Origin of the sequence: Acinetobacter sp. 1542444, from assembly GCF_000581835.1 — a bacterium.
GTDB lineage: Bacteria > Pseudomonadota > Gammaproteobacteria > Pseudomonadales > Moraxellaceae > Acinetobacter > Acinetobacter pittii.
The window spans coordinates 1-22782 of the sequence record NZ_JEYA01000008.1; the positions used below are offsets into that span (position 1 = coordinate 1).

The following is a 22782-nucleotide window of genomic DNA, read 5'->3' on the forward strand; positions in this document are numbered from 1 at the left end:
GACTATACAACACCCAAGCAGTTGTATATGAAGCATCAATCGATTCATAAACATGCAAAGCAACTTGATTTAGTTAAACACTTAGCTAAAATGAACAACGAAAAATCAGACCAATCAGCCCATCTGTAAAGATTTGGAAAACGCAACGTATCACACAGTGAATAAAACGAAGCAAGTATCCATACCAGTTGTGCTGGCGACCATAGCAAGAGTGAACCACCTGATCCCTTCCCGAACTCAGAAGTGAAACCTCTTAGCGCTGATGGTAGTGTGGGGTTACCCATGTGAGAGTAAGTCATCGCCAGCTCATTATTCTAAACACCCCCATTCTAATGAATGGGGGTGTTTTTTATTGGGGAATTTATACCTACAATTCTTTATATGATTATAATGGAAGAAATTCATATCAAGTCTAATAAGGATATAACATGTCTACCGATCAACAATTCCCAACACCCAATAATTTAGGTATTGCAGTTTATACAAATAATGCAGAAGCTATTGGTAATACTCCTTTAGTTCGCATCAACCGTTTAATTAAAACTGGTGCAACTGTATTAGCGAAAGTAGAAAGTCGTAATCCTGCCTTTTCTGTGAAATGCCGTATTGGGGCTGCACTAATTGCAGATGCAGAAAAAAGAGGTGTGTTGAAAGAAGGCATGCATATAGTTGAACCAACTAGTGGTAATACAGGGATTGCATTGGCTTTTGTTGCGGCAGCGAAGGGTTATGCAATTACTTTGACTATGCCAGCCAGCATGAGTCTTGAACGTAGAAAAGTATTAAAAGCTTTAGGTGCTAATTTAGTTCTAACTGAACCGGCGAAAGGGATGAAAGGGGCGGTTGATGAAGCGGTACGATTAGCAACTGAACAGCCAGATGTTTATTTTTTGCCACAACAATTTGAAAATCCAGCCAATCCACAAATTCATGTGGACACAACTGGCCCAGAAATTTGGCAAGCAACAGGTGGGCAGGTTGATATTTTAGTTGCTGGCGTAGGTACTGGAGGTACGATAACGGGTATTTCTCGTTATTTTGAACAGGTCCAAAATAAGCCATTGTACTCAGTAGCAGTTGAACCTGCTGAGTCTCCAATTATTACTCAAACTAAAAATGGTGAAAGTATTACGCCTGCACCTCATAAAATTCAGGGGATTGGTGCAAACTTTATTCCAAAAAATCTTGATTTGGATTTGGTTGATGAAGTCTTACCAGTGAGTAGTGAAGAAGCAATTCAATGGGCGAGAAACTCTGCAACTCAAGAAGGTATTTTGGTAGGTATCTCAAGTGGAGCTGCCTTGGCTGCTGCAGCTAAAATTGCAGAGCGTCCTGAAAATGCTGGTAAAACAATAGTTGTTATTCTTCCTGATAGCGGAGAACGTTATTTATCTTCTGTTTTATTTGAAGGTTTATTTGACGAATAAAATTAACTATGTAAAAAAGCCCATTAATAGATGGGCTTTTTTTTATTTGATCTGAATTTATAATGCACTTTTTAAAGTTTTCTGATGACGTTTCACAGATCGAGCATATTTTTTTGCTTTGTGTCGTGTCCAGAAGCTTCGCTCATATCCAGTTGGTCCCACATTATAATAAGCTGTTGCTTTGAACCAACTGTCAGCTGACTGATAATAGTGATTTAAGATATAAGCACCACATTGAATATTAGTAGTTTCATCATATAAATTCCCCGCACAAGTTTGTTGCCAATAACTTGGAATAATTTGAGTTAAACCGACGGCGCCAGTAGGAGAGCGAGCATTACTATTGTAACTAGACTCTTGCCTGATGACTGCTGCGAGTAAAAGAGGGGGGACATTATATTGGTCAGCACTTTGAATAATCATTGGAGATAGCCGATTAGCCGTGCTCGCTGGAACAGAATAAGCTTTTTGTAAGCCAGACGAGAGTTTATTTGAGCGCCAGGAAAATGAGCCACTGTTAGGTCCTAAGCTTGTACACCCTGTCATTATTGTCATCAATGCAATAATAAAAAATTTGAGGCTAAGGCGGTGTAATTGTAATGGTTCAAAATGATCTTGAGCTAAAGATGAGGTAAGCAAAATACAAAACCAATAATCAAATTTCAAATGAAATGATGGTATTCAGCCGTACTTATCGGATCAATATAAGTTCTGTTGCTCAGCACATCTATAAAGTAAGAATTTTGTATAATTGAAATGAAAAAACCCCGACATCCTGTCGAGGTTTCTTCGTATTCAGCTTTATGTAGCTAACTCCTGTCAACTACCGCTTCCTGCGTTCTTATTCTTCTTCAATGAGACATCCTGTCTCTCTATGATTTATATACTATGAAAAAATACTAAAGCTGAATATCCGCAAATCACCGCAAGTTTTGTACGTTTTAACTTACAGTCGTTTTTTTTCAACTTTCTTAGATATGATGTCGACTAATTTCTGGGCTATAGGAGCACAAATCAATACATCTGGGAAAGCTAATATCCATGCAATGATCCAAGCCGATAACCATAATGAAACGAAGTGATGATTTAGCCCTACAGCCTTGAAAGTTGAAATACCTGAAACTATAAAAGACATCATTCCTAATAAAATTAAGAGGAATAAAAGTTTCTGTGCTTTCATGGCCTTATATTCCTTGATAAGCATTTAAGGTCAATGCAAAATTTTCTCCAAATTGTTGAGCAGTTTTAATATCTCCTTCATCAAAACCATCTGCATTACTGCCATGTTCAGTCTGAGCCATTAAGCCTGACCATGAACCGAGACGATTGGCTGCTTGCGTATAAGGAATGCCTTGGTGCTGTTCAGGCATGATCGGGTTACCGACCCATAACATGCCGTGTTGCATACAAAAGGTGAAAATCGAAATTAGCGTGGATTGTTTATCACCAGCAGGAAGAGATGAAACGGTAAATCCAGCCGCTAATTTTCCTTTAAAACTTTGTTTTTTCCATAATGGACCAGTTGCGTCCATGAGTTGTTTTAACTTGGAAGACACACCACCTAAATAAGTGGGGGATCCCCAAATTAAGCCGTCATATTGGATGAGAATTTCTGGGCTGTTGATAATATCTTCAGTATTGAGTAAATCTGCTTTCATATTTTTATGGCTCAAAATACCAGTTTGAATTTGCTGAGCAATAAATTGGGTGTGACCTTGGCGGCTATGGTAAATGATGGCAACAGTCTTCATGAGCAGTCTCCTTTTTCTTTAAATTTGAAATAGTTTTGCAGTGAGATATAAGCCACAACCAAAAACACTATGGTTCATCAAACTTTTTAGACAGTTCAAAAAAGGATGCGGTGTTTTTGATGAAGCAAAGCCACTACCCAACGCAGGTTGCATAATAAAAAATGGAATGAGAACGGTGACTACACCAAACATTAGAGCTGAGTAAAACTGAGGATGGCTAAGCCAAGTTGAACCAATAATGAAAAGAAAACTCAATGCAAAGATAATCCCAACACTATAGTGAGCAATCCAACCCAATAAATATTCACCCTTAATTTGAGGGCTTTTTGCAATAGATTGATGGATAAGTTTCCCTTGAAATATCCAACCAACCCAGCGGCCGAGGAAGGCAAAATTTAAGGTCGGAATTTTGAATATCTTTAATATGAACAGCCAGATATCCATAAATATAGTTGCACCAATACCAAGACATAAAGCTTGAAAGAACAACGTAGAGGTATTCATTTTTACACCTTGCTTTTATACGTATGAAACGTGATAAATTTATTGTGCAAGTTCAAGTTCACTTGAAGTCAAGAGGTTATTATGGATATTGGTGAAGTTGCTAAAAAGGCAAAAGTCACAACGGCTACACTACGTTTTTATGAAGAGAAGGGATTAATTAAATCGATAGGGCGGCAAGGCTTACGTCGACAATATGGTAAGCAGGTTATTGATCAATTGGCATTAATCTCTTTGGGTCGTGCTGCGGGTTTTTCTTTAAATGAGATTGCTGCAATGTTTGGACAAGATGGTAAGCCTGAGCTTGATCGGCAAAAATTAAAAGATAAAGCTGAACAATTAGAGCAAATGGCAAAACGATTGCATTTTATCAGCCAAGGATTAGAACATGCTGCTGTATGTCCTGCTGAAAATCATATGGAATGTCCAACTTTCCAAAAATTTTTAAAAGCAGCAATTGCTGGAGAATATCAGCCAACAAAACTTTAATCAGTTTTCAGCAAAGAAGTCGAATTTTTAAGGTTGTATTAAATAGTTAGTCTTGTCATATTTTTGCCATAAAGATTTCATCTTTTTGAAGTAAAAATTTCATATAAGCTTGATTAAATTTGCTTAATTTTTTACCAAATGTATAAAACCATGAGCAAAAAAATATTAGCGGTATTATTATGCTGTGCCAGTTTAGGATTGGCGGCATGTAATGATGATAACGACCACGAACAAACTTCACCTACTGAAAACGTTACCGAACCAACCTTAATTTCTTTTGCTAAGTTACCTGTAGAAACTTATGCTGCTGGTCCAGACTCTGGCGCATATGTGAAAGGTGCAAATGGAATTTATCCTCCATTTAAAGGTCAACCTGTACAAGGCTTTTCTGCTGCATTAAAAAATGAAGATGGCAGTTATATGGCAATGGCCGATAACGGTTTTGGCACTCAAGATAATTCATCAGACTTTTTACTTCGTATTTATAAAATAAAGCCTGATTTCAAAACTAAAGCTAAAGGCACGAGCCAAGTTACTGTACAAAGCTTTATCCAACTGCGTGATCCGAATAAATTAATTCCATTTAATATCATCAATGGTAATACACCTGAGCGTTTATTAACGGGTGCTGATTTTGACCCAGAGTCAATGCAACGCACTAGCGATGGAACCTATTGGATTGGAGATGAGTTTGGGCCTTATTTACTTCATTTTTCAGCAGATGGTGTGTTATTAGATGCACCGATTGCTCTGCCAAATCCATTAAATCCAACTCAAGAATTACGTTCACCACAAAATCAATTTAATAAAGCACAAATTAATTTTGTGGAACCTCTTGTTCAACAAAGTGGCGGTTTTGAAGGAATGGCGATTTCGCCAGATGGGCAGTATCTTTACCCTCTTATAGAAAAGCCAATTAAATCAATTCGGGAAACAGAAAGACAGTTGCTGATTTCCCAATTCAATATTAAGAAAAAAGCGTATACAGGAAAATATTATTGGTTCCAGTTAGACAGTAAAGCTACCAATATTGGTGATTTCCAACTCTTTAATAATAATGAGGGTATTATTATTGAACGTGATGCCACGCAGAATAATTTAGGTGGTTATAAAAAATTAATTCGTATTAAATTAAATGAGTCAGGCCAGCTAGTCAGCCGCGAAGACTTAGTCGATTTAATTAAAATTGCTAACCCGAATATGTTGTATGGCACAGCTAGAGCAGGGGATATTGGTACGGGGCAGGTTTTTGCTTTTCCATTTGAGACGATCGAAGATGTGATTATTGAAAATGGTACAACGCTGACGGTTTTCAATGATAATAACTTCCCTGGTTCGACAGGACGTAACGCAAAACTGGCTGACGATAACGAGATTATTCAGATTCGTTTGCCAAAAGCTTTGTTCTAAGCTCTATAAATAAAAATTAAAACTGCGGCGGATTCTGTTCCGCCGTATTTATTACAAGAATAAAATATTGAATAAACTTTAATCAAATTAATTTCTATATTGTTGTTTTCGCATGTTTTATAAACAGGGAAAATGAATGAAATTCATGTTAAAATGATCGGCTTTCATCTTTAGATGTCTCTCCTCCATTTGCTAGCCGAGATTCGCAAGCCATGTCTACTGCCTACACCATGCAGACTGCGCCCAAAGCGCTGTTTGATTACGACAAATATTGGGCGTCGTGTTTTGAACCAGCGCCATTTTTGCCGATGTCACGAGAAGAAATGGACCAACTCGGCTGGGATGCGTGTGACTTTATTTTAGTCTGTGGTGATGCTTATATTGACCACCCATCATTTGTATCGGGTGTGATTGGACGTGTGCTTGAGGCACAAGGTTTCCGTGTCGGAATTATTGCGCAGCCAGACTGGACCAATGTTGAAAGCTTCCGCGTTTTAGGTAAGCCAACGATTGCTTGGGGTGTAACCGCAGGTAATATGGATTCGATGATTAACCGTTATACGGCAGATCGTAAAATCCGTTCGGATGATGCATATTCTCCAAACAATGAACCGAATAAACGTCCTGACCGCGCAGCAACAGTTTATTGCCAACGTTGTCGAGAAGCATTCCCTGATGTACCTGTGTTATTAGGTGGTATTGAAGGCAGTTTACGCCGTATTGCGCACTACGATTATTGGTCAGATAAAGTTCGTCGTTCGATTTTGATGGACTCAAAAGCCGATTTGCTGATGTATGGTAATGGTGAGCGTGCCATTATTGATGTAATGCATCGTTTGGCTAAAGGTGAAAAAATCCACGAGATTACTGATGTTCGTGGTACGGCATTTATTATTAATAAACATAACAAAGCATCAAAAGCAAAGTTTGTTGAAGTTGCGAGTAATGATGTCGATACGGTTGGGCGTGTTGATCCAATTATTAACCCATATGTCATGACAGAAGATATTGATGGCTGTGAGGTTGAAAAAGAAAAGGGTAACTCTTTAGCTCAGTATCAAAATTTCCAAAAAGAGATTGTTGCAAATCCGATTGTGCGTGAAGGCGACAAACTTGATGACGACACTCAAATCGTTCAATTAAAGCCGGCACCGTCAAAAGCGATTAAACACAAATTGCCACCACGAGAGTTGGCGGTTATTCGCTTGCCTTCTTTTGAAGAAGTGGCAAATGATCAAGTACTTTATGCGCATGCAAACCGTATTTTGCACCTTGAAACTAACCCTGGTAATGCTCGTGCACTCGTTCAACGCCATGGTGAACGAGATGTGTGGATTAACCCGCCTCCAATTCCTCTAACTACGGAGGAAATGGATTATGTGTTTGATTTACCTTATGCACGTTTGCCACATCCTACTTATGGTGATGCGCGTTTCCCTGCATTTGATATGATCAAATTCTCGGTCAACATTATGCGTGGCTGTTTTGGTGGCTGTACATTCTGTTCGATTACAGAACATGAAGGTCGTATTATCCAAAACCGTTCGGAAGATTCGATCTTACGTGAGATTGAAAAAATTCGTGATACGGCACCAAACTTTACCGGCATTATTTCAGATTTAGGTGGTCCAACAGCAAACATGTACCGTTTGCACTGTAAAGACCCAGAAATTGAGAAGAACTGTCGTAAACCTTCTTGTGTTTATCCGGGTGTTTGTCAAAACTTACATACCGATCACGCGCCATTAGTGCAGCTTTACCGTAAAGCACGCGCTATTAAAGGTGTGAAGAAGATTCTGATTGGTTCAGGTTTACGTTATGACCTTGCGGTACTCAACCCTGAATATGTCAAAGAATTAGTACAACACCATGTTGGCGGTTATTTAAAAATTGCACCAGAGCATACTGAACAAGGCCCGTTATCTAAGATGATGAAACCAGGTATTGGTACGTATGATCGTTTCAAGCAAATGTTTGACCGTTTCAGTAAAGAAGCAGGAAAAGAGCAATATTTAATTCCTTACTTTATTGCAGCACATCCGGGTACTTCAGATTATGACATGATGCATCTTGCAATTTGGTTGAAAAAGAATGGTTTCCGTGCCGATCAGGTACAGACTTTCTATCCATCGCCAATGGCAACTGCAACAACCATGTATTATTCGGGTAAAAACCCACTTGCTAAAGTAGCTCGCTATACTGAAAAAGTTGATATTGTAAAAGGTGAAAAACGCCGTCGTCTGCATAAAGCATTCTTGCGTTATCATGATCCAAACAACTGGCCATTACTTCGTGAAGCCTTAAAAGAGATGGGTCGTGCAGATTTAATTGGTAATTCGAAGCAGCATTTAATTCCGACTTATCAGCCAAAAGGCACAGAAGGGGAATATAAGTCTGCTCGCAAGAAAAATTCGTCTACAGCAGGCGATTCGGTTAAACGAAATAATCAGCAAACGAATAATCATTCGAATCAGAAGCGTCCACAAAAAGGACAGGTTCTAACGCAACATACTGGTTTACCTCCTCGTGAAACAGGTGAGAAAAGACCATTTGGCGGGAAAAGTAAACCTAAATCTAAAGTTCGTGGATAATGATAAAACAGGCTCTTAAATAGAGCCTGTTTTGTTTTTTATGACTCTATTTAAATCGTATAATGAGATTTTTGAGGGTTTAAAGTACAAAAAACGTAACGAATAATGATAAATAGCCAAAATCTGACGAGCTGCACTTGATTGTTATTGATTCTATGATTATAAATAATGTGAGGGTGGCTAAATTTAAGCCAAGCTTGATAACTACAAGTGAAATTACTAAGTGAACCTTTTAAAAAACGGCTGTGTCGTCGTTATCAATTAAAACAAAGTGTGATCTAGCAAAATCATTATAAAAAACTTAAAGGATTAGGCCCATGTATTATTTAATCACGATCTTATTATTATTTTTGGTTGTTGTTATGGCAGTGAAAAGTCTGTCACGAAGGCATCAACATGATAGTGCTTTAAAGCGCCGTGCAGTGTTAACTAGCCATGAGCAAATGACCTTAACCAGACTACAAACAGTTTTGCCCAAATTTACAGTATTGGCGCATGTGTCTTTTGATGCACTTTTAACTACAAAATACGCGCATACACGTCGTAAATATCAAAATATGTCAGCTGATTTTGTTGTGCTTGATCAAAATTATCAGGTAGTTGTAGTTGTTGTTCTGGGGGAAAATGGTTTACGCCGAGCGCATCAACAATATGAGCGTCGCCTATTACAATTGGCTGGCTATCGTGTGCTTCATTATAGCAGTGTGCCTGATTATCATGACCTAAGAAGAGATTTATTGAGTCCTGAATCAGAATTAGCAACTTTGCATGCGACACCCCAGCTAGAAAGAATGTCAAACGCTTTTGTGAAGCCTTAAAAATTCGACATTAGCAGAATTGATCTGAGAGTTCATTTAAGAAGATTTGAATAAAATGCTGAAATTCAAAATTTTAAAATTACTAAAAAATTGAGCAATATCACCTAAGATATTGCTCAATTTTACCTGAATTTATAATTATAAAAATTATGGAAGTACCGCAACAACCGTCATTTCTACAAGTACATCTGGTGCATAAAGTTTTGATTCTACACATGTACGTGCTGGTGGGTTCCCTTCACTAATCCATGCATCCCAAACCGCATTCATAGCTGCATAATCTTTTTCAATATCTTTTAGGAAAATCATGACAGAAAGAATATGGGTTTTATCTGTTCCAGCTTCTGCCAATAGACGGTCAATATTATCTAAAGTTTGTTGAGTCTGCCCTGTGACATCTGCGCTTGTATCATCTGCGAGTTGCCCAGCTAGGTGTACCAAATTACCTGAAATCGCAACTTCGCAGTAGCGTGAAGTAACGTGTAAACGCTTTACCGTCATAAAAATGCTCTAAAGTGGCTTTATTTAATAGTTTTGATTTTATGAAGAGTTGCTAGGTCGGTGCAAGCAAGTAGAAAAGAATTTCAGTAGATTATTGTGAGGAAGGGATATCTAAGCCATGTATCAGAAGAGCCCTGCAATATTCGGATTTGGTCGTCACGCCAATCACAGGACGATATGCCGAAAGTAAAGGTTGCTTTGGCATGTTGCAAATACATGGGTAATGAATATGCGTGGATTAGGTTACTCTAAAGTTTCAGTAAAAGGGAGTCTATTTTGTTTAAAAGTTGCTCTTTTGAGTGAAAAGTAGTCAATTACCAGAGGTTAAGCTGGAAGTCATCAGCTTGCGTTTGTAATTGATAAACGCCTATACCAATCAAGCGAAACTGGAAATGTTCGGGTATCTGCATTTCATTTAACAATAAAAATAAAACTTGGATTAAGTCCTGTAGCGACTGGATCGGTCTTTTAAAGCTTTTACTATGTTGTAGAGTCTGAAAATTCTTGAGTTTAAGTTTGATATTGACACCACGTGCATTAAGCTGTTTTTTCTCTAGTGTTTGCCAGACTTTTTCAGCTAATCCCTGCCAATAGGGCTGACATTGAGCCAAAGTAAAATCACTATCAAAAGTTGTTTCTTTCGAAATTTGTTGGCGAGCTCTTTCAGCTTGAACGGGTCTATGGTCAATGCCCTGAGCATATAGATAGAGTTGTTGTCCATATTTACCAAAGTGGTGAACCAAAACAGCTTCTTCAATTTTCTGTAAATCACCTAAGGTATGTAGCTGTAGCTGCTGCAATTTTTCCTGAGTGACTTTGCCCACACCAGGAATCTTTTTAAGTGGAAGGTCTTGAATAAAAGTAGCAACTTGCGAAGGTTTGATTACACATAAACCATTAGGTTTGTTCCAATCCGAAGCAATTTTTGCCAAAAACTTATTTGGTGCTACACCAGCCGATGCAGTAAGCCCAGTTAATCTAAAAATATCTTCTCGAATGTGCATAGCAACTTCAGTTGCACTCGCAATTTGTTTTAAATTTTCAGTGACATCCAAATAAGCTTCATCTAAAGATAAAGGCTCAATAAGTAGCGTATATTGCTGAAAGATCGAGTGAATTTGAGCGGAGACCGTACGGTATTTTTCAAAATTTGGTTCAATAATGACAACTTGAGGACATAGTTTTCTTGCCTGACTCATCGACATGGCAGAACGCAAACCAAATTCACGGGCAGGGTAGGAGGCAGCAGCAATCACAGCTCGCGGATGATGCGAAGAAATAACGACGGGAAGATGCTTTAGATCAGGACGCTCTCGCAATTCGACCGATGCATAGAAGGCATCCATATCGATATGAATGATTTTGCGCATATTATTGTGCTTTCACGATGCCTTGCTGCTGTAAAAAATGATGCCATTCTTTGACCGAACCCTCATAAACATTTAAGTCTACTGGTTTTGTCATGCCTTCAATTTTACCTTGATTACTATGCTGCCAAAAGAGCCATTTTCTTTTGTCTTTCAGCTCAGGTTTTCCTTCGTAATCTCTGACCCAAAGTGGTGTATTAGGGAAACTTCCTATTAATACAATGTGGTAAAAAGTTTTGGAAATATAAAAGATAGGCTGTTTGCCATAGTGCTGTTTTAAGCGGTCATGCATGATGCCTATTTCTTTAAGTAATTGTTCTTTGGTGTGCGCATTAATACAGTTACCGTCATATTCTAGATCGATAACAGGAGGAAGGGCATCGGCTTTGTTGGGTACAGTCGCAATAAAGTTATCTGCTTGCGTCTTACCATCACGACATAGACGATAAAAGTGATAAGCACCTACATGAAACCCATGTTCACGTGCCTTGAGCCAGTTTTCCTGAAATTTTGAATCTTTGTAATCGCCGCCTTCAGTCGCTTTTAAATAGACGAATTGGAATTTTTCCGGTGATATTTTTTTCCAGTTAATATCACCTTGATGATGAGAAACATCGAACCCTTGCACTGGATAATCCTGCGCAACAGCTTTTTGTTGATAGAACAGACCAAAATAAGCTAAGACTCCCATAACACAAGCTAAGCCAATTCCGATTAGGGTATCGTGCCGTGATGTGAAAAAAGTTTTAGCCAGTTTGCTCATTCAAAACTCGTTAAAATTTGAAGTCGACATCATAGCGTGATTCGCGAGCGAGAAACCATGTTAAAAATGCAACCGCTTATACAGACGTATCCTTTGGAATTTGCCAGAAAATAAAAGCAGTGATGACATTGATACAACCGAGACAAATGAGAGTGACATGAAACGCTGTTGTCACGTGGTCTGCACCATAATAATGAGTAAAGATATTGATGAGTGTGCCTGCTAGCGCCACACCAATACTCATTGATAGCATCATGATCATCGACAAGAAACTATTACCGCTACTTGCATCTTGTTGAGGCAAGTCTTTCAAGGTTAATGTATTCATGCCAACAAATTGCAGTGAATTTAATGTGCCAAACAAGAAAAAGTGCAAGGCTCTAAACCAAGTTGGAGTATCGACGGTCATGATTGCAAAAGAGGCAATACATAGCCCAACTAATGTTGTGTTGATGAGTAAAAAACGTCGGTAGCCAATTTTTTGAATAATAGGCCTGACAATTGGCTTTGAAAATAATGAGCCCAAGACCAAGGGAATCATCATTAAACCTGCAATAAATGGTTCAAAACCAAAAGCAACTTGTAGCATGAGTGGTAAAACAAAAGGTAAGGCATTACCACCAAAGCGAGCAAAGAAATTACCTAAAATACCAATCGCATAAATTTTGTTTCTAAAGAGTCGGCTACGAAATAATGCATTTTGATGAGTATGTGAATGATAGGCATACCAAAGCGTTGCGATTATTCCGACGACTAATAGCGAAATACTAAACCATTTTGAATATTCAGGTGAGGCTAGATGTTCGATCCCTAAAGACCAGCCAATCATGGCCACGACTAATAAGATAAAGCCACCCAAATCGAATGTTTTGACTGAGGGTTCTTTTACATTTGGCATGACTTTTAGTGTCATTAGTATGCCAAGTATGCCCATAGGAATATTAATCAAGAAAATCCAGTGCCAAGTTGCAACTTCAACTAACCATCCGCCCAAAGTTGGACCAGCCAAAGGTCCGAGTAAACCTGCAAGGCTCATTAAGCTCATCGCAGCTAAGAACTGAGTTCGAGGAATAATTTTTAAAAGTGATAGTCGGCCAACAGGAAGTAGTAAGGCGCCGCCTATGCCTTGGATGACTCGGAAAAATAACAGCTCATTGAGACTCTGAGAAAGACCACAACCTAAAGAAGCCAGAGTAAAAATTACGATTGCCGACAAGAAAATATTTCTAACACCAAAGCGGTCTGCTAACCATCCACTTAGAGGAATACAGGCAGCAACCGATAATACATAGGCCACCACTACACTGTGCATGCGTAAAGGATCTTCATTTAGATGATGAGCCATTGCAGGAATAGCAGTATTTACAATGGTTGTGTCCAAGGCCTGCATAAAAAAGCCAATAGAAACCAAAAGAACGAGTAGTCGATATTCGGGTTGCAAAGCTTGGTGTGTCGGCGTGGCATTCATAACATTTGAAAATTAACGTTTTGGTCTAGTGTAAAACAAATTGAATTTAAAAGAAGTAAGCCAATGTTGAATACCCCTTTACTAAATCTAAGTTCTTTTGAAGGCAGAGGTGAAAATAGTTAAAACAAAAAAAGCGGCAGAACCGCTTTTTTAAATAGAGTAGGTGGACAACTAGACAACAAATCTTTTTGGCATTTTTAAGTTTTTAATGACGTTATAAATTTGATCAACATCATCACATACAATTAATTTAGCTCGATGTTGAAGGGGAAGGAAACCTTCTTGAACTGCATGGTCTAATTGGGCAATAAGTGCGTTATAAAAGCCATTTACGTTATATAAAATCATGGGCTTTTGATGTTGGTTGAGTTGGCCCCAAGTGGCTATTTCCAATATTTCTTCAAATGTTCCTAAACCACCTGGTAACGCAATAAATGCACTTGCACGTTCAGCCATCATGGCTTTACGTTCATGCATGGTTTCTACGACATGTAATTCAGTTAAGCCTGCATGTGCGACTTCATAATCAAGCATAAATTCAGGGATCACACCGACAGCTTCTCCGCCGTTTGCGAGAACGCTCTCAGCGACTTGTCCCATTAAACCGATACTAGCACCGCCATAGACTAATCCAAAGCCTTGTTCAGCGATTCCATGAGCAAGTTCAATTGCTTTTTCTCGGTAGATTGGGTTATTTCCTGCACGTGAACCACAATATAATGCAATAAGAGGTTGTTTTGTTTTTACAGCTGTTATTGGTGAATCATTTACTGCCATTGTTAATACGCTATTCATTGTTTTATTTTTACCTTATCACGTTCATATTTCTTGTCTACAGTAAGCAAAAGATATGACAACTTTATAAGCAGATTTATAAGAAAGATTCATGTTTTGTATGGGTTTGGTGAATGCTAGTCATGAACAAATAAAAATGATGAATTTATGTTAAATCTTGCCTATACTAAAAATTCGTTTAACAACATATGAACAAATATGGGTAGTGGTTGTAGTCGCTCCGTTTTAATTTCTTGTCTTAAAAAAACATTTTCCCCCCTTTGTATAGGCGCGCCTGTTGTGTTGCCAAATAAAGATAAAATCCAAACAACACAGGAGCAGGATCAATGATCTTTGAATGGATGTCTGATCCCTCTGCTTGGGTGGGTTTAGCAACTTTAATCGTTCTTGAAATTGTGTTGGGGATCGATAACCTCGTTTTTATCGCGATTTTGGCTGAGAAATTGCCGCCAGAGCAACGAGCTAAAGCACGTATAGTTGGTTTGGTGCTCGCGTTAGGAATGCGCCTTGTACTCTTGGCCTCGATTGCTTGGGTCGTGACGCTGACTGAACCACTCTTCCATATTTTTGATCATCCATTCTCTGGTCGTGATTTGATTTTGTTATTCGGTGGTGTGTTCTTATTATTTAAAGGCACCATGGAATTGCATGAACGGATGGAAGGAAAACAACTTCATAAAGAAGATAATCCTGTTCATGCTGCATTCTGGATGGTTATTGTCCAGATTGTTGTGCTTGATGCTGTATTCTCGTTAGACAGTGTGATTACAGCTGTAGGTATGGTGAAAGAGCTGTCAGTCATGATGGTTGCGGTTGTTATTGCTGTCGGAATCATGTTGTGGGCATCAAAACCACTCATGGACTTCGTCAATAAACATCCAACAGTTGTCATTCTGTGTCTTGGCTTCTTGATGATGATCGGTTTCTCTTTGGTGGTGGAAGGCTTTGGTTTCCATATTCCGAAGGGCTATTTATATGCTGCAATTGGCTTCTCGGTTTTGGTAGAAGTTATCAATCAGAGCATGCGTCGCAATCAGGAAAAGCTAGTTACCACTACAGACTTGCGTTATCGCACTGCCTCTGCGGTTTTACGTATGTTAGGCAGTAAAAATAGTAGTTCTTCAGATACTCAATCTTCTGATAAAGAAGATGTATTAGCGACGCAAGCTTTTGCTGATGAAGTTTTTGACGAAGAAAATGGTGCTTATCACAGTGTGCTTGTACAAGGTGTACTGGGTTTATCAGAGCGCCCTGTAAAATCTGTTATGACTCCACGCCCTGAACTTGAGTGGATTGACTTAGACGATGAACCTGAAGTTTTAAAAGAACGTTTAATGTCGATGACACACTCTCGTTTGATCGTTGCACGCGGTGAGCTTGATAATATTGAGGGTATTGCACTTACGCATAAAGTTTTAAACAACTTTATTGAAACAGGTGTAATTGATTTCCAAAAGCATCTACGTGAACCTGTGATTGTGCATGAAAATGCTCAAGTACTTATGGTGATGGAGCAATTACGCCAAGCACCTTTACAAATGGCGATCGTATTAAATGAATATGGTTCAATCGAAGGTATTGCAACACCAATTGATATCTTAGAAGCAATTGCGGGTGAATTCCCAGATGAAGATGAGTTAGACGCTGCTGCTGAAAGCTTGGCAGATGGTTCATTAATGCTTGAAGGTTCAACTGATATTCGCCATGTATCACTTTTATTAGGTCGTGATCTCGTTGACGAAAGTGAACAGTATTCAACTTTATCGGGCTACTTGTTATTCCATTTAGGCCGTTTACCGGAAAATGGTGAAGCTGTTGAGGCAGACGGTTATCGCTTTGAAGTGATTACGATGGAAGGTCATAAAATTGAGAAAGTTCATATTGTTTCTATCGAACAAGATGAATCAAAAGATTAAATGACGTTTTAAGTCTAGAAACATCATAAAATAGCTCAACTCTGAGCTATTTTTTTATTTGAGAAATACCAAATGACCCAACAAACTTGTCCATGTGGAAAAGGCAGCTATACACAATGTTGTGAGCCTTTACATTTAGGCACAGCCAAAGCACTAACGGCAGAGCAGCTTATGCGTTCACGTTATAGCGCTTTTGCATTACAGCAAATTGATTATATTGTGCAAACGACTGCTTTAGGTCAGCAAACAGCACTTGATAAAGATGCTATCGCAGAGTGGAGCAAACAAAATCAGTGGTTGGGTTTAGATGTAGTTAACACCAACGAAAAATTAGATAAAACCCACGCACAGGTTGAGTTCAAGGCTCATTATCATGATGGGCAAAAAGCCCAAATTCACCACGAGGTTTCACATTTTGTTTATCACCAGCAAAAATGGTTTTTCCTCGACCCAACGGTCGATATGCAGGTCACCATGAAACAACCTTGTATATGTGGTTCAGGAAAAAAATTTAAGCAATGCTGTGCACAATTTTTGTAAGTTTATCTTAAAATACGCCCACTGTTTGGCCTGAGGGAAAGGGCGATGTTACTCACCGTTATTTATATTATTGCGATTACTGCGGAAGCCATGACAGGAGCATTGTCTGCTGGTCGACGGAGTATGGACTGGTTCGGTGTCGTACTGATTGCCTGTGTAACTGCTTTGGGTGGTGGTTCGGTGCGAGATGTGTTGCTTGGTCACTATCCTTTAACTTGGGTAAAACACCCTGAATACTTGGTTCTGACCTGCTGTGCTGCATTTGTCACAATTATTATTGCCAAATGGATGCGTCATTTACATAACATCTTTTTGGTGCTCGATGCTTTAGGCTTGATTGGTTTTACGATCATTGGTTGCCAGATTGCCTTACAAATGGGACATGGTTTTGTCGTCTCGGCAGTAGCTGGGGTGTTGACTGGAGTATCTGGCGGTATTTTACGTGATATTTTATGTAACGATGTTCCATTCGTTTTCCGCCGTGAACTCTATGCGAGTATCTCTTTTGTGGCAGTCATCTGTTACTGGGTTTGTCAGGATTTAGGATTAAGCTTAGAGTTAACCGTTATTTCAACTTTAATTTTTGGCTTTACCTTACGTCTGATTGCAATCTATTTTGGCTTAGAAATGCCTAAATTTATTTATAAAGATGATGATGCAGAATCGGCTTCTTCAACCGATGAACATTAATCATGCAGAATTCGATGTGAGCATGATATAACAATTAAATATATTGTCTTGCTCACTTATTTTTTCCAGTAGAGTTTTTCCTATGGATCTGGTTTCACGTATACAAAATCTTCCAATTGGCAAATTTCACTACACATTACTGTGGGTGGTTGGTTTAGGTTGGATGTTTGATGCGATGGACACCGGTATCATTGCTTTTATCATGACAACGCTTGTTAAAGACTGGGCATTAACACCAGCCGAAAGCGGTTGGATTGTGAGTATTGGTTTTGTAGGAATGGCTATTGGAGCTGTTTGCTCAGGAGCTTTAGCAGACCGCTTTGGCCGCAAGACAATATTTGCTATAACCATGGCGATCTATAGCATTGCGACTGCCTTATGTGCTTTTGCTCCAGACTTAAAGTGGTTATTAATTTTCCGTTTTATTGTTGGTCTTGGACTTGGTGGTCAGTTACCCGTTGCAGTGACATTGGTGAGTGAATATATACCTGCACATGTACGTGGCCGTTTTATCGTCCTACTCGAAAGTTTTTGGGGTTTGGGCTGGTTAGTTGCTGCACTCATTTCTTATTTTATTATTCCTAAATTTGGTTGGCACATTGCATTTCTTATGGGTGGCCTCCCACTGATTTATATTTTAGTAATTTGGAAAAAACTCCCTGAATCCATACCTTACCTGATTAACCGTGGACGTGTTGAAGAAGCACATGCATTGGTTCAAAAATTAGAAGCTCAAGCAGGCGTTCAAATTGTTCACCATATTGAAGTCGTGCCTGTAGCCATGCGACAAAAAGTCTCTTTTAAACAACTTTGGAGTGGTCAATTCGCTCGCAGAAGCTTAATGCTTTGGCTCATCTGGTTTGGAATTGTGTATTCCTACTACGGTATCTTTACGTGGCTGCCAAGTTTATTAGTGAAACAGGGCTATGACATCGTTAAATCTTTTGAATATGTTTTGCTTATGATTTTGGCGCAGCTACCAGGCTACTTGGCAGCGGCATGGTTTGTAGAGCGATTAGGTAGAAAAATTACACTTGCTGCATTTATCGGTTTTTGTGCGTTGTCTGCATATTTCTTTGGACAAGCCGATAGTGTAAATAGCATTATGTTTTGGGGTTGTCTCATGTCCTTCTTTAATTTGGGTGCATGGGGAGTGTTATATACCTATACACCAGAGCAATATCCAGCCAACATTCGAGCTTTTGGTTCGGGCTGGGCATCGGCAATGGGCCGTTTAGGTGGAATTTTGGCGCCAATAGTCGTCACTCATATGATGGTTTCCAAAAATGGGTTTAGCCATGTTTTTATAATGTTTACTATTGTTTTACTTTTGGTTGCAGCTGTAATTTTAATATTAGGTGAAGAAACACAAGGTAAAAGACTAGAGTCGATAGGCCTCTAGTTTTGCCTAACTTTATAGCAAGTAACTAAAAATATAGAGAGATGAGACATAATTTGACGCTCAGGTGACAGAGTCCCTCTTGTGTCTGTAACATAGCCCACTTAGCATAAGACTCATTTAAAATAACGACTGATTTGGAAGATAAGCTGACTATGACCAGCCTTGCGCATCAAGCGACAGAAAACCGCTCTGTAGCCGAATTTACTGAACAGGCTTACCTGAATTATGCCATGTACGTCATCATGGACCGTGCATTGCCACATATCAGTGATGGCTTAAAACCTGTACAGCGCCGTATTGTCTACGCCATGAGCGAGTTGGGCTTAAAAAGCAGTGGTAAGCCAAAAAAATCGGCCCGTACTGTAGGTGACGTACTAGGTAAATATCATCCTCATGGTGATTCAGCATGTTATGAAGCCATGGTGTTGATGGCTCAGCCATTTAGTTATCGCTATCCTTTGATTGAAGGTCAAGGGAACTGGGGTTCACCAGATGACCCTAAATCCTTTGCTGCGATGCGTTATACCGAGGCAAAACTTTCTGCCTACAGCGAGTTATTACTAAGTGAGTTAGGACAAGGCACGAGTGAATGGCAAGATAACTTTGATGGTTCTTTAAAAGAACCGATTACCTTGCCAGCACGAGTTCCTAATATTCTGCTGAATGGTACAACCGGTATTGCGGTTGGTATGGCGACTGATATTCCGCCACATAATTTGCGTGAAGTGATTAAAGGAACAATTGCCTTAATTCGTAATCCGCAAACATCAGACGAGAAATTGGCTGAATATATTCCAGCGCCAGATTTACCAACCAAAGCTGAAATTATTACTCCGCCTGAAGAATTACTCAAAATCCAGACGACTGGACGTGGTAGTTACCGCATGCGAGCGGTTTATACCATCGAAAAAAATGAAATCGTGATTACCGAATTGCCGTATCAAGTATCGGGTTCTAAGGTGATCACTCAAATTGCCGACCAAATGCAGGCCAAAAAGCTACCATTAGTGGTGGATGTGCGTGACGAGTCGGATCATGAAAACCCAACACGACTCGTGATTGTACTTCGTTCTAACCGTATTGATGCTGAAGCGGTGATGAGCCACTTATTTGCTACTACCGATTTAGAATCAAGCTACCGCGTTAATTTAAACATGATTGGTGAGGATGGTCGTCCTCAGGTTAAGTCGATTCGACGTATCTTGCTTGAGTGGATTGAGATCCGTAAAAAAACGGTTACTCGCCGTTTGGAATATCATTTAAACCGAATTGAAAAACGTCTACATATTTTGGCAGGCCTTTTAATTGCTTATCTCGATATTGATACGGTTATCCGTATTATTCGTGAAGAAGATCAGCCTAAACCTGTATTGATGGATCATTTCAAAATTGATGAGATACAAGCAGAAGCAATTTTAGAACTCAAGTTACGCCATTTAGCAAAACTTGAAGAGATGGAAATCCGTCAAGAACAGGATGAGCTCTCAGCAAAAGCAGCGATTATTCGTGAACAATTAGAAAACCCAGAATCTTTAAAGAACCTGATTATTGGCGAATTAAAAGAAGACGCGAAAAAGTTTGGTGACGAACGCCGTTCTCCAATTGTCGCACGTGCTGAAGCTGTTCAAATTAGAGAACAAGATTTAATGCCGGCTGAAGCAGTAACGGTAGTTTTATCTGAGGCGGGATGGATTCGTGCTGCAAAAGGTGCGGATGTTGATGCAGAGAATTTAAACTATCGTGCTGGTGACCAATATTTAAGCCATGCGGTGGGCAAAACCAATCAACGAATTTATTTCCTTGATGAGACAGGGCGTAGTTATGCCTTGCCTATTAGCAGTCTGCCATCAGCAAGAGGCTTAGGTGAGCCATTAAGTTCGAAGCTTGCTCCTGCAAGTGGAGTCGCGTTTATTCAGGTCTATTTAGATGATGAGGAGTCAGAACTTATTGCTGCTAGCTCATCAGGTTATGGTTTTAAAACTCAAGTCAAACAGTTAGATACTAATGCTAAGGCAGGAAAAAGCTTCTTGTCGGTACCTGAAAAGTCAAAAGCGCTACCGTTAATATCTGCCCAAAACATGACACATTTGGCTGTACTCAGCTCAGCAGGTCGACTCCTGATTATTGATTTATTAGAACTGCCAAATTTAAATAAGGGTAAAGGTAATAAGTTGATACAACTTGAAGAGAAAGAGCAGATTTTATCCATGACAACCCTGAACTTAGATGAAATAATTCAGGTGGTTGCAGGTCAACAACATCTAAAATTAAAAGGTGATGATCTACAGAAATACATGGGTAAACGAGCTTCAAAAGGTCACCTCTTACCACGTGGATATCAAAAAGCAAATAAACTGTTGATTCAGAGATAAAGCTAGCGTCGGGCAACATAAATACGCTATATATGGCAATAAGTTCAAGCAATGAACTGAACTTATTGGTATTGGATAACGATTAAAAGGACAGCAATTTGGAGTACGCAATTTGTACTCCATGCAAAAAATTTGACAGGGTCAAATTGTCAAAACTTCTGTCTCATAATCTTGTTCGAAAGTGTCATGAATGTGCCAATAAGTTTTAAATATGTTCTGGCACCAAGAAGCTAAAGAATAGCTGGGGCATTGAATAACAGTTATTACTAAGGATTACGAATCGGAGATAATGGCATTATGGAAAAGATTTGGTTTGCAGAATACCAAAAAACAGGGATTCCAGAAACAGTAGCATTGCCTGCGGAAAATACCTCTCTTGTTGATATTTTTGAGAGTAATTTCCAAAAATTTGGTTCTCGTGATGCCTTTATCTTTATGGATAAAGCGATGTCATTTAACGAGTTGGAACTTGCAAGCCGTAAGTTCGCGACCTATTTGCAAAATTTGGGGTTAGCAAAGGGAACTCGTGTGGCAGTGATGATGCCAAACGTATTGCAATATCCTGTAGTTGCATTAGCTGTGTTACGTGCAGGCTTAGTATTAGTGAATGTAAATCCACTTTATACTGCGCGTGAGCTTGAGCATCAATTAAATGACTCGGGTTCAGAAGTACTCGTGATTATCGAAAACTTTGCCAGTGTTTACCAAAGCATTTTAGGTAAAACTCCTGTGAAGCATGTTGTGGTTGCGACAGTAGGAGATATGCTTGGTACGCTTAAAGGTACATTAGTAAATTTCGTATTACGTAAAGTACGTAAGCAAATTCCTGCTTGGAATATTCCAGGGTACGTTAAATTTAATACAGCATTAAATAAAGTAAGTCCGAGTAATTATAAGCGTCCAAATTTAACTTTAAGTGATACTGCCGTGCTTCAATATACGGGTGGTACTACAGGTGTTTCAAAAGGTGCGGAATTAACACATCTTAATTTGGTTGCCAACCTTTTACAGTGTGATGGTATCTTCCAAAGTAAATTTGGTGCAAATGATGGTGCTAAAGGCGACCGTATTGTTTGCGCATTACCGCTTTATCATATTTTTGCGTTCATGGTTTGCGCGATGTACGGTATGTATAAAGGTCAGGCAAATATCTTGATTCCAAACCCACGTGATTTACCAGCGGTAATTAATGAATTACGTAAATATCAGCCATCATTCTTCCCAGCAGTAAATACATTATTTAATGCTTTAGTAAATAATGAAGAATTTAAACAACTTGACCATAGCAATCTAAAAATGGCGATGGGTGGTGGTATGGCAGTTCTACCTTCTACAGCAGAAGCGTGGAAGAAGATTACTGGTACAACCATTATTGAAGGTTATGGTTTGTCTGAAACTTCTCCCGTAGCGACTGCAAACCCTCCTGCATCTACTGAATTTAGCGGCACAATTGGTATTCCATTACCTTTAACAGAAGTTGCTATTTTAGATGATGACGGCAAAGAAGTTGCCTTAGGTGAGCAAGGTGAAATCTCTATTCGTGGTCCTCAAGTCATGAAAGGCTATTGGAAGCGTCCTGATGAGACTGCGAAAGTCATGACTGCAGACGGTTTTTTCCGTACTGGTGATATCGGCGTTATGGATAGCCGTGGATATACTAAAATTGTAGACCGTAAAAAAGATATGATTTTGGTTTCTGGCTTTAACGTTTATCCAAGCGAAATTGAAGAAGTTATTGCTAAACATCCAAAAGTATTGGAAGTTGCAGCAATTGGTGTTCCTGATGAAAAATCAGGTGAAGTGCCAAAACTCTTTATCGTGAAAAAAGATCAAAGCTTAACGACTGAAGAAATTTTGAATTTTGCTAAAGAAAACTTAACAGGTTATAAACGCCCTCGTTATGTTGAGTTTATGGATGAATTACCTAAATCAAACGTAGGCAAAATCTTACGTAAAGACTTACGTAAGCCAGCCTAAAAAG

The 22782-nt window shown here is 39.1% G+C and carries 21 protein-coding genes and 1 rRNA gene; 13 read left to right on the forward strand and 9 right to left on the reverse strand.

Annotated features, from left to right (window positions below):
* Positions 1-192: 192 nt before the first annotated feature.
* Positions 193-307, forward strand: a 5S ribosomal RNA gene (gene rrf / locus J580_RS21325).
* A gap of 121 nt (positions 308-428) precedes the next feature.
* Positions 429-1427, forward strand: a complete 999-nt coding sequence (gene cysK / locus J580_RS21330) for a cysteine synthase A (protein ID WP_032005793.1) — start codon at positions 429-431, stop codon at positions 1425-1427.
* A gap of 57 nt (positions 1428-1484) precedes the next feature.
* Here the strand turns inward: cysK and J580_RS21335 are convergent, their stop codons facing one another.
* From J580_RS21335 to J580_RS21350, 4 genes are all read right to left on the reverse strand, one after another.
* Positions 1485-2093, reverse strand: a complete 609-nt coding sequence (locus tag J580_RS21335) for a lytic transglycosylase domain-containing protein (protein WP_081403753.1) — start codon at positions 2091-2093, stop codon at positions 1485-1487.
* A 280-nt stretch (positions 2094-2373) separates the two neighbouring features.
* The gene (locus J580_RS21340) at positions 2374-2607 is read right to left on the reverse strand and encodes a DUF2798 domain-containing protein (protein WP_032005796.1); all 234 of its coding nucleotides are present in this window, start codon (positions 2605-2607) and stop codon (positions 2374-2376) included.
* Positions 2608-2611: 4 nt separating this feature from the next.
* On the reverse strand, positions 2612-3178 hold the full coding sequence (locus J580_RS21345; RefSeq protein WP_032005798.1) for a flavodoxin family protein: 567 nt from the start codon (positions 3176-3178) through the stop codon (positions 2612-2614).
* Between the two features lie 18 nt (positions 3179-3196).
* Positions 3197-3682: a DUF2938 domain-containing protein gene (locus tag J580_RS21350; RefSeq protein WP_032005800.1), complete on the reverse strand. Its 486-nt coding sequence runs from the start codon at positions 3680-3682 to the stop codon at positions 3197-3199.
* Positions 3683-3763: 81 nt separating this feature from the next.
* Between J580_RS21350 and J580_RS21355 the strand changes: the two genes are divergently transcribed.
* The 4 genes from J580_RS21355 (at position 3764) to J580_RS21370 (ending at position 8987) form a co-directional block, all read left to right on the forward strand.
* On the forward strand, positions 3764-4168 hold the full coding sequence (locus J580_RS21355) for a helix-turn-helix domain-containing protein (protein WP_032005802.1): 405 nt from the start codon (positions 3764-3766) through the stop codon (positions 4166-4168).
* Between the two features lie 150 nt (positions 4169-4318).
* The gene (locus tag J580_RS21360) at positions 4319-5578 is read left to right on the forward strand and encodes an esterase-like activity of phytase family protein (RefSeq protein WP_032005804.1); all 1260 of its coding nucleotides are present in this window, start codon (positions 4319-4321) and stop codon (positions 5576-5578) included.
* 212 nt (positions 5579-5790) lie between these two features.
* A complete protein-coding gene (locus J580_RS21365; RefSeq protein ID WP_017400141.1) occupies positions 5791-8169 on the forward strand; it encodes a YgiQ family radical SAM protein in 2379 nt (792 codons plus the stop codon).
* Positions 8170-8486: 317 nt separating this feature from the next.
* Positions 8487-8987 (forward strand): DUF2726 domain-containing protein, encoded by a 501-nt coding sequence (locus J580_RS21370; RefSeq protein WP_017385843.1) that lies wholly within the window; start codon positions 8487-8489, stop codon positions 8985-8987.
* A gap of 147 nt (positions 8988-9134) precedes the next feature.
* Here the strand turns inward: J580_RS21370 and J580_RS21375 are convergent, their stop codons facing one another.
* Positions 9135-9488, reverse strand: coding sequence for a RidA family protein (locus tag J580_RS21375; protein WP_002121652.1), 354 nt, complete (start codon positions 9486-9488; stop codon positions 9135-9137).
* A gap of 193 nt (positions 9489-9681) precedes the next feature.
* Here J580_RS21375 and J580_RS23430 point away from each other — a divergent pair, with 193 nt between their 5' ends.
* Complete coding sequence (locus J580_RS23430) at positions 9682-9798, forward strand: hypothetical protein (protein WP_002121660.1); 117 nt, start codon at positions 9682-9684, stop codon at positions 9796-9798.
* Between the two features lie 4 nt (positions 9799-9802).
* Here the strand turns inward: J580_RS23430 and dinB are convergent, their stop codons facing one another.
* The 4 genes from dinB to J580_RS21395 all read right to left on the reverse strand — a co-directional run bounded on the left by dinB (position 9803) and on the right by J580_RS21395 (position 13881).
* Complete coding sequence (dinB, locus tag J580_RS21380) at positions 9803-10858, reverse strand: DNA polymerase IV (RefSeq protein WP_002121640.1); 1056 nt, start codon at positions 10856-10858, stop codon at positions 9803-9805.
* A gap of 1 nt (position 10859) precedes the next feature.
* Entirely contained in the window at positions 10860-11618 is a 759-nt protein-coding gene (locus tag J580_RS21385; protein WP_032005806.1) for a GH25 family lysozyme, read from the reverse strand.
* Positions 11619-11694: 76 nt separating this feature from the next.
* Positions 11695-13086, reverse strand: coding sequence for a multidrug transporter subunit MdtD (mdtD, locus tag J580_RS21390; protein ID WP_032005808.1), 1392 nt, complete (start codon positions 13084-13086; stop codon positions 11695-11697).
* A 171-nt stretch (positions 13087-13257) separates the two neighbouring features.
* On the reverse strand, positions 13258-13881 hold the full coding sequence (locus J580_RS21395) for a TIGR00730 family Rossman fold protein (protein ID WP_002062375.1): 624 nt from the start codon (positions 13879-13881) through the stop codon (positions 13258-13260).
* A gap of 326 nt (positions 13882-14207) precedes the next feature.
* Here J580_RS21395 and J580_RS21400 point away from each other — a divergent pair, with 326 nt between their 5' ends.
* The 6 genes from J580_RS21400 (at position 14208) to J580_RS21425 (ending at position 22778) form a co-directional block, all read left to right on the forward strand.
* Entirely contained in the window at positions 14208-15797 is a 1590-nt protein-coding gene (locus tag J580_RS21400; protein WP_002121643.1) for a TerC family protein, read from the forward strand.
* Positions 15798-15869: 72 nt separating this feature from the next.
* Complete coding sequence (locus J580_RS21405) at positions 15870-16337, forward strand: YchJ family protein (RefSeq protein WP_032005810.1); 468 nt, start codon at positions 15870-15872, stop codon at positions 16335-16337.
* 45 nt (positions 16338-16382) lie between these two features.
* Positions 16383-17027, forward strand: coding sequence for a trimeric intracellular cation channel family protein (locus J580_RS21410; RefSeq protein ID WP_002121256.1), 645 nt, complete (start codon positions 16383-16385; stop codon positions 17025-17027).
* An 82-nt stretch (positions 17028-17109) separates the two neighbouring features.
* Entirely contained in the window at positions 17110-18429 is a 1320-nt protein-coding gene (locus J580_RS21415; protein WP_032005812.1) for an MFS transporter, read from the forward strand.
* A gap of 152 nt (positions 18430-18581) precedes the next feature.
* On the forward strand, positions 18582-20801 hold the full coding sequence (gene parC / locus J580_RS21420) for a DNA topoisomerase IV subunit A (RefSeq protein ID WP_032005814.1): 2220 nt from the start codon (positions 18582-18584) through the stop codon (positions 20799-20801).
* Positions 20802-21098: 297 nt separating this feature from the next.
* Positions 21099-22778, forward strand: a complete 1680-nt coding sequence (locus tag J580_RS21425; RefSeq protein ID WP_002121274.1) for a long-chain-fatty-acid--CoA ligase — start codon at positions 21099-21101, stop codon at positions 22776-22778.
* Positions 22779-22782: the final 4 nt, after the last annotated feature.

Excerpts from the sequence above, each read along its gene's own strand:
- cysK (WP_032005793.1), top strand. The coding sequence starts at position 429 with ATGTCTACCGATCAACAATTCCCAACACCCAATAATTTAGGTATTGCA.
- J580_RS21340 (WP_032005796.1), bottom strand. The coding sequence starts at position 2,607 with ATGAAAGCACAGAAACTTTTATTCCTCTTAATTTTATTAGGAATGATG.
- J580_RS21345 (WP_032005798.1), bottom strand. The coding sequence starts at position 3,178 with ATGAAGACTGTTGCCATCATTTACCATAGCCGCCAAGGTCACACCCAA.
- J580_RS21350 (WP_032005800.1), bottom strand. The coding sequence starts at position 3,682 with ATGAATACCTCTACGTTGTTCTTTCAAGCTTTATGTCTTGGTATTGGT.
- J580_RS21355 (WP_032005802.1), top strand. The coding sequence starts at position 3,764 with ATGGATATTGGTGAAGTTGCTAAAAAGGCAAAAGTCACAACGGCTACA.
- J580_RS21360 (WP_032005804.1), top strand. The coding sequence starts at position 4,319 with ATGAGCAAAAAAATATTAGCGGTATTATTATGCTGTGCCAGTTTAGGA.
- J580_RS21365 (WP_017400141.1), top strand. The coding sequence starts at position 5,791 with ATGTCTACTGCCTACACCATGCAGACTGCGCCCAAAGCGCTGTTTGAT.
- J580_RS21370 (WP_017385843.1), top strand. The coding sequence starts at position 8,487 with ATGTATTATTTAATCACGATCTTATTATTATTTTTGGTTGTTGTTATG.
- J580_RS21375 (WP_002121652.1), bottom strand. The coding sequence starts at position 9,488 with ATGACGGTAAAGCGTTTACACGTTACTTCACGCTACTGCGAAGTTGCG.
- dinB (WP_002121640.1), bottom strand. The coding sequence starts at position 10,858 with ATGCGCAAAATCATTCATATCGATATGGATGCCTTCTATGCATCGGTC.
- J580_RS21385 (WP_032005806.1), bottom strand. The coding sequence starts at position 11,618 with ATGAGCAAACTGGCTAAAACTTTTTTCACATCACGGCACGATACCCTA.
- mdtD (WP_032005808.1), bottom strand. The coding sequence starts at position 13,086 with ATGAATGCCACGCCGACACACCAAGCTTTGCAACCCGAATATCGACTA.
- J580_RS21395 (WP_002062375.1), bottom strand. The coding sequence starts at position 13,881 with ATGAATAGCGTATTAACAATGGCAGTAAATGATTCACCAATAACAGCT.
- J580_RS21400 (WP_002121643.1), top strand. The coding sequence starts at position 14,208 with ATGATCTTTGAATGGATGTCTGATCCCTCTGCTTGGGTGGGTTTAGCA.
- J580_RS21405 (WP_032005810.1), top strand. The coding sequence starts at position 15,870 with ATGACCCAACAAACTTGTCCATGTGGAAAAGGCAGCTATACACAATGT.
- J580_RS21410 (WP_002121256.1), top strand. The coding sequence starts at position 16,383 with ATGTTACTCACCGTTATTTATATTATTGCGATTACTGCGGAAGCCATG.
- J580_RS21415 (WP_032005812.1), top strand. The coding sequence starts at position 17,110 with ATGGATCTGGTTTCACGTATACAAAATCTTCCAATTGGCAAATTTCAC.
- parC (WP_032005814.1), top strand. The coding sequence starts at position 18,582 with ATGACCAGCCTTGCGCATCAAGCGACAGAAAACCGCTCTGTAGCCGAA.
- J580_RS21425 (WP_002121274.1), top strand. The coding sequence starts at position 21,099 with ATGGAAAAGATTTGGTTTGCAGAATACCAAAAAACAGGGATTCCAGAA.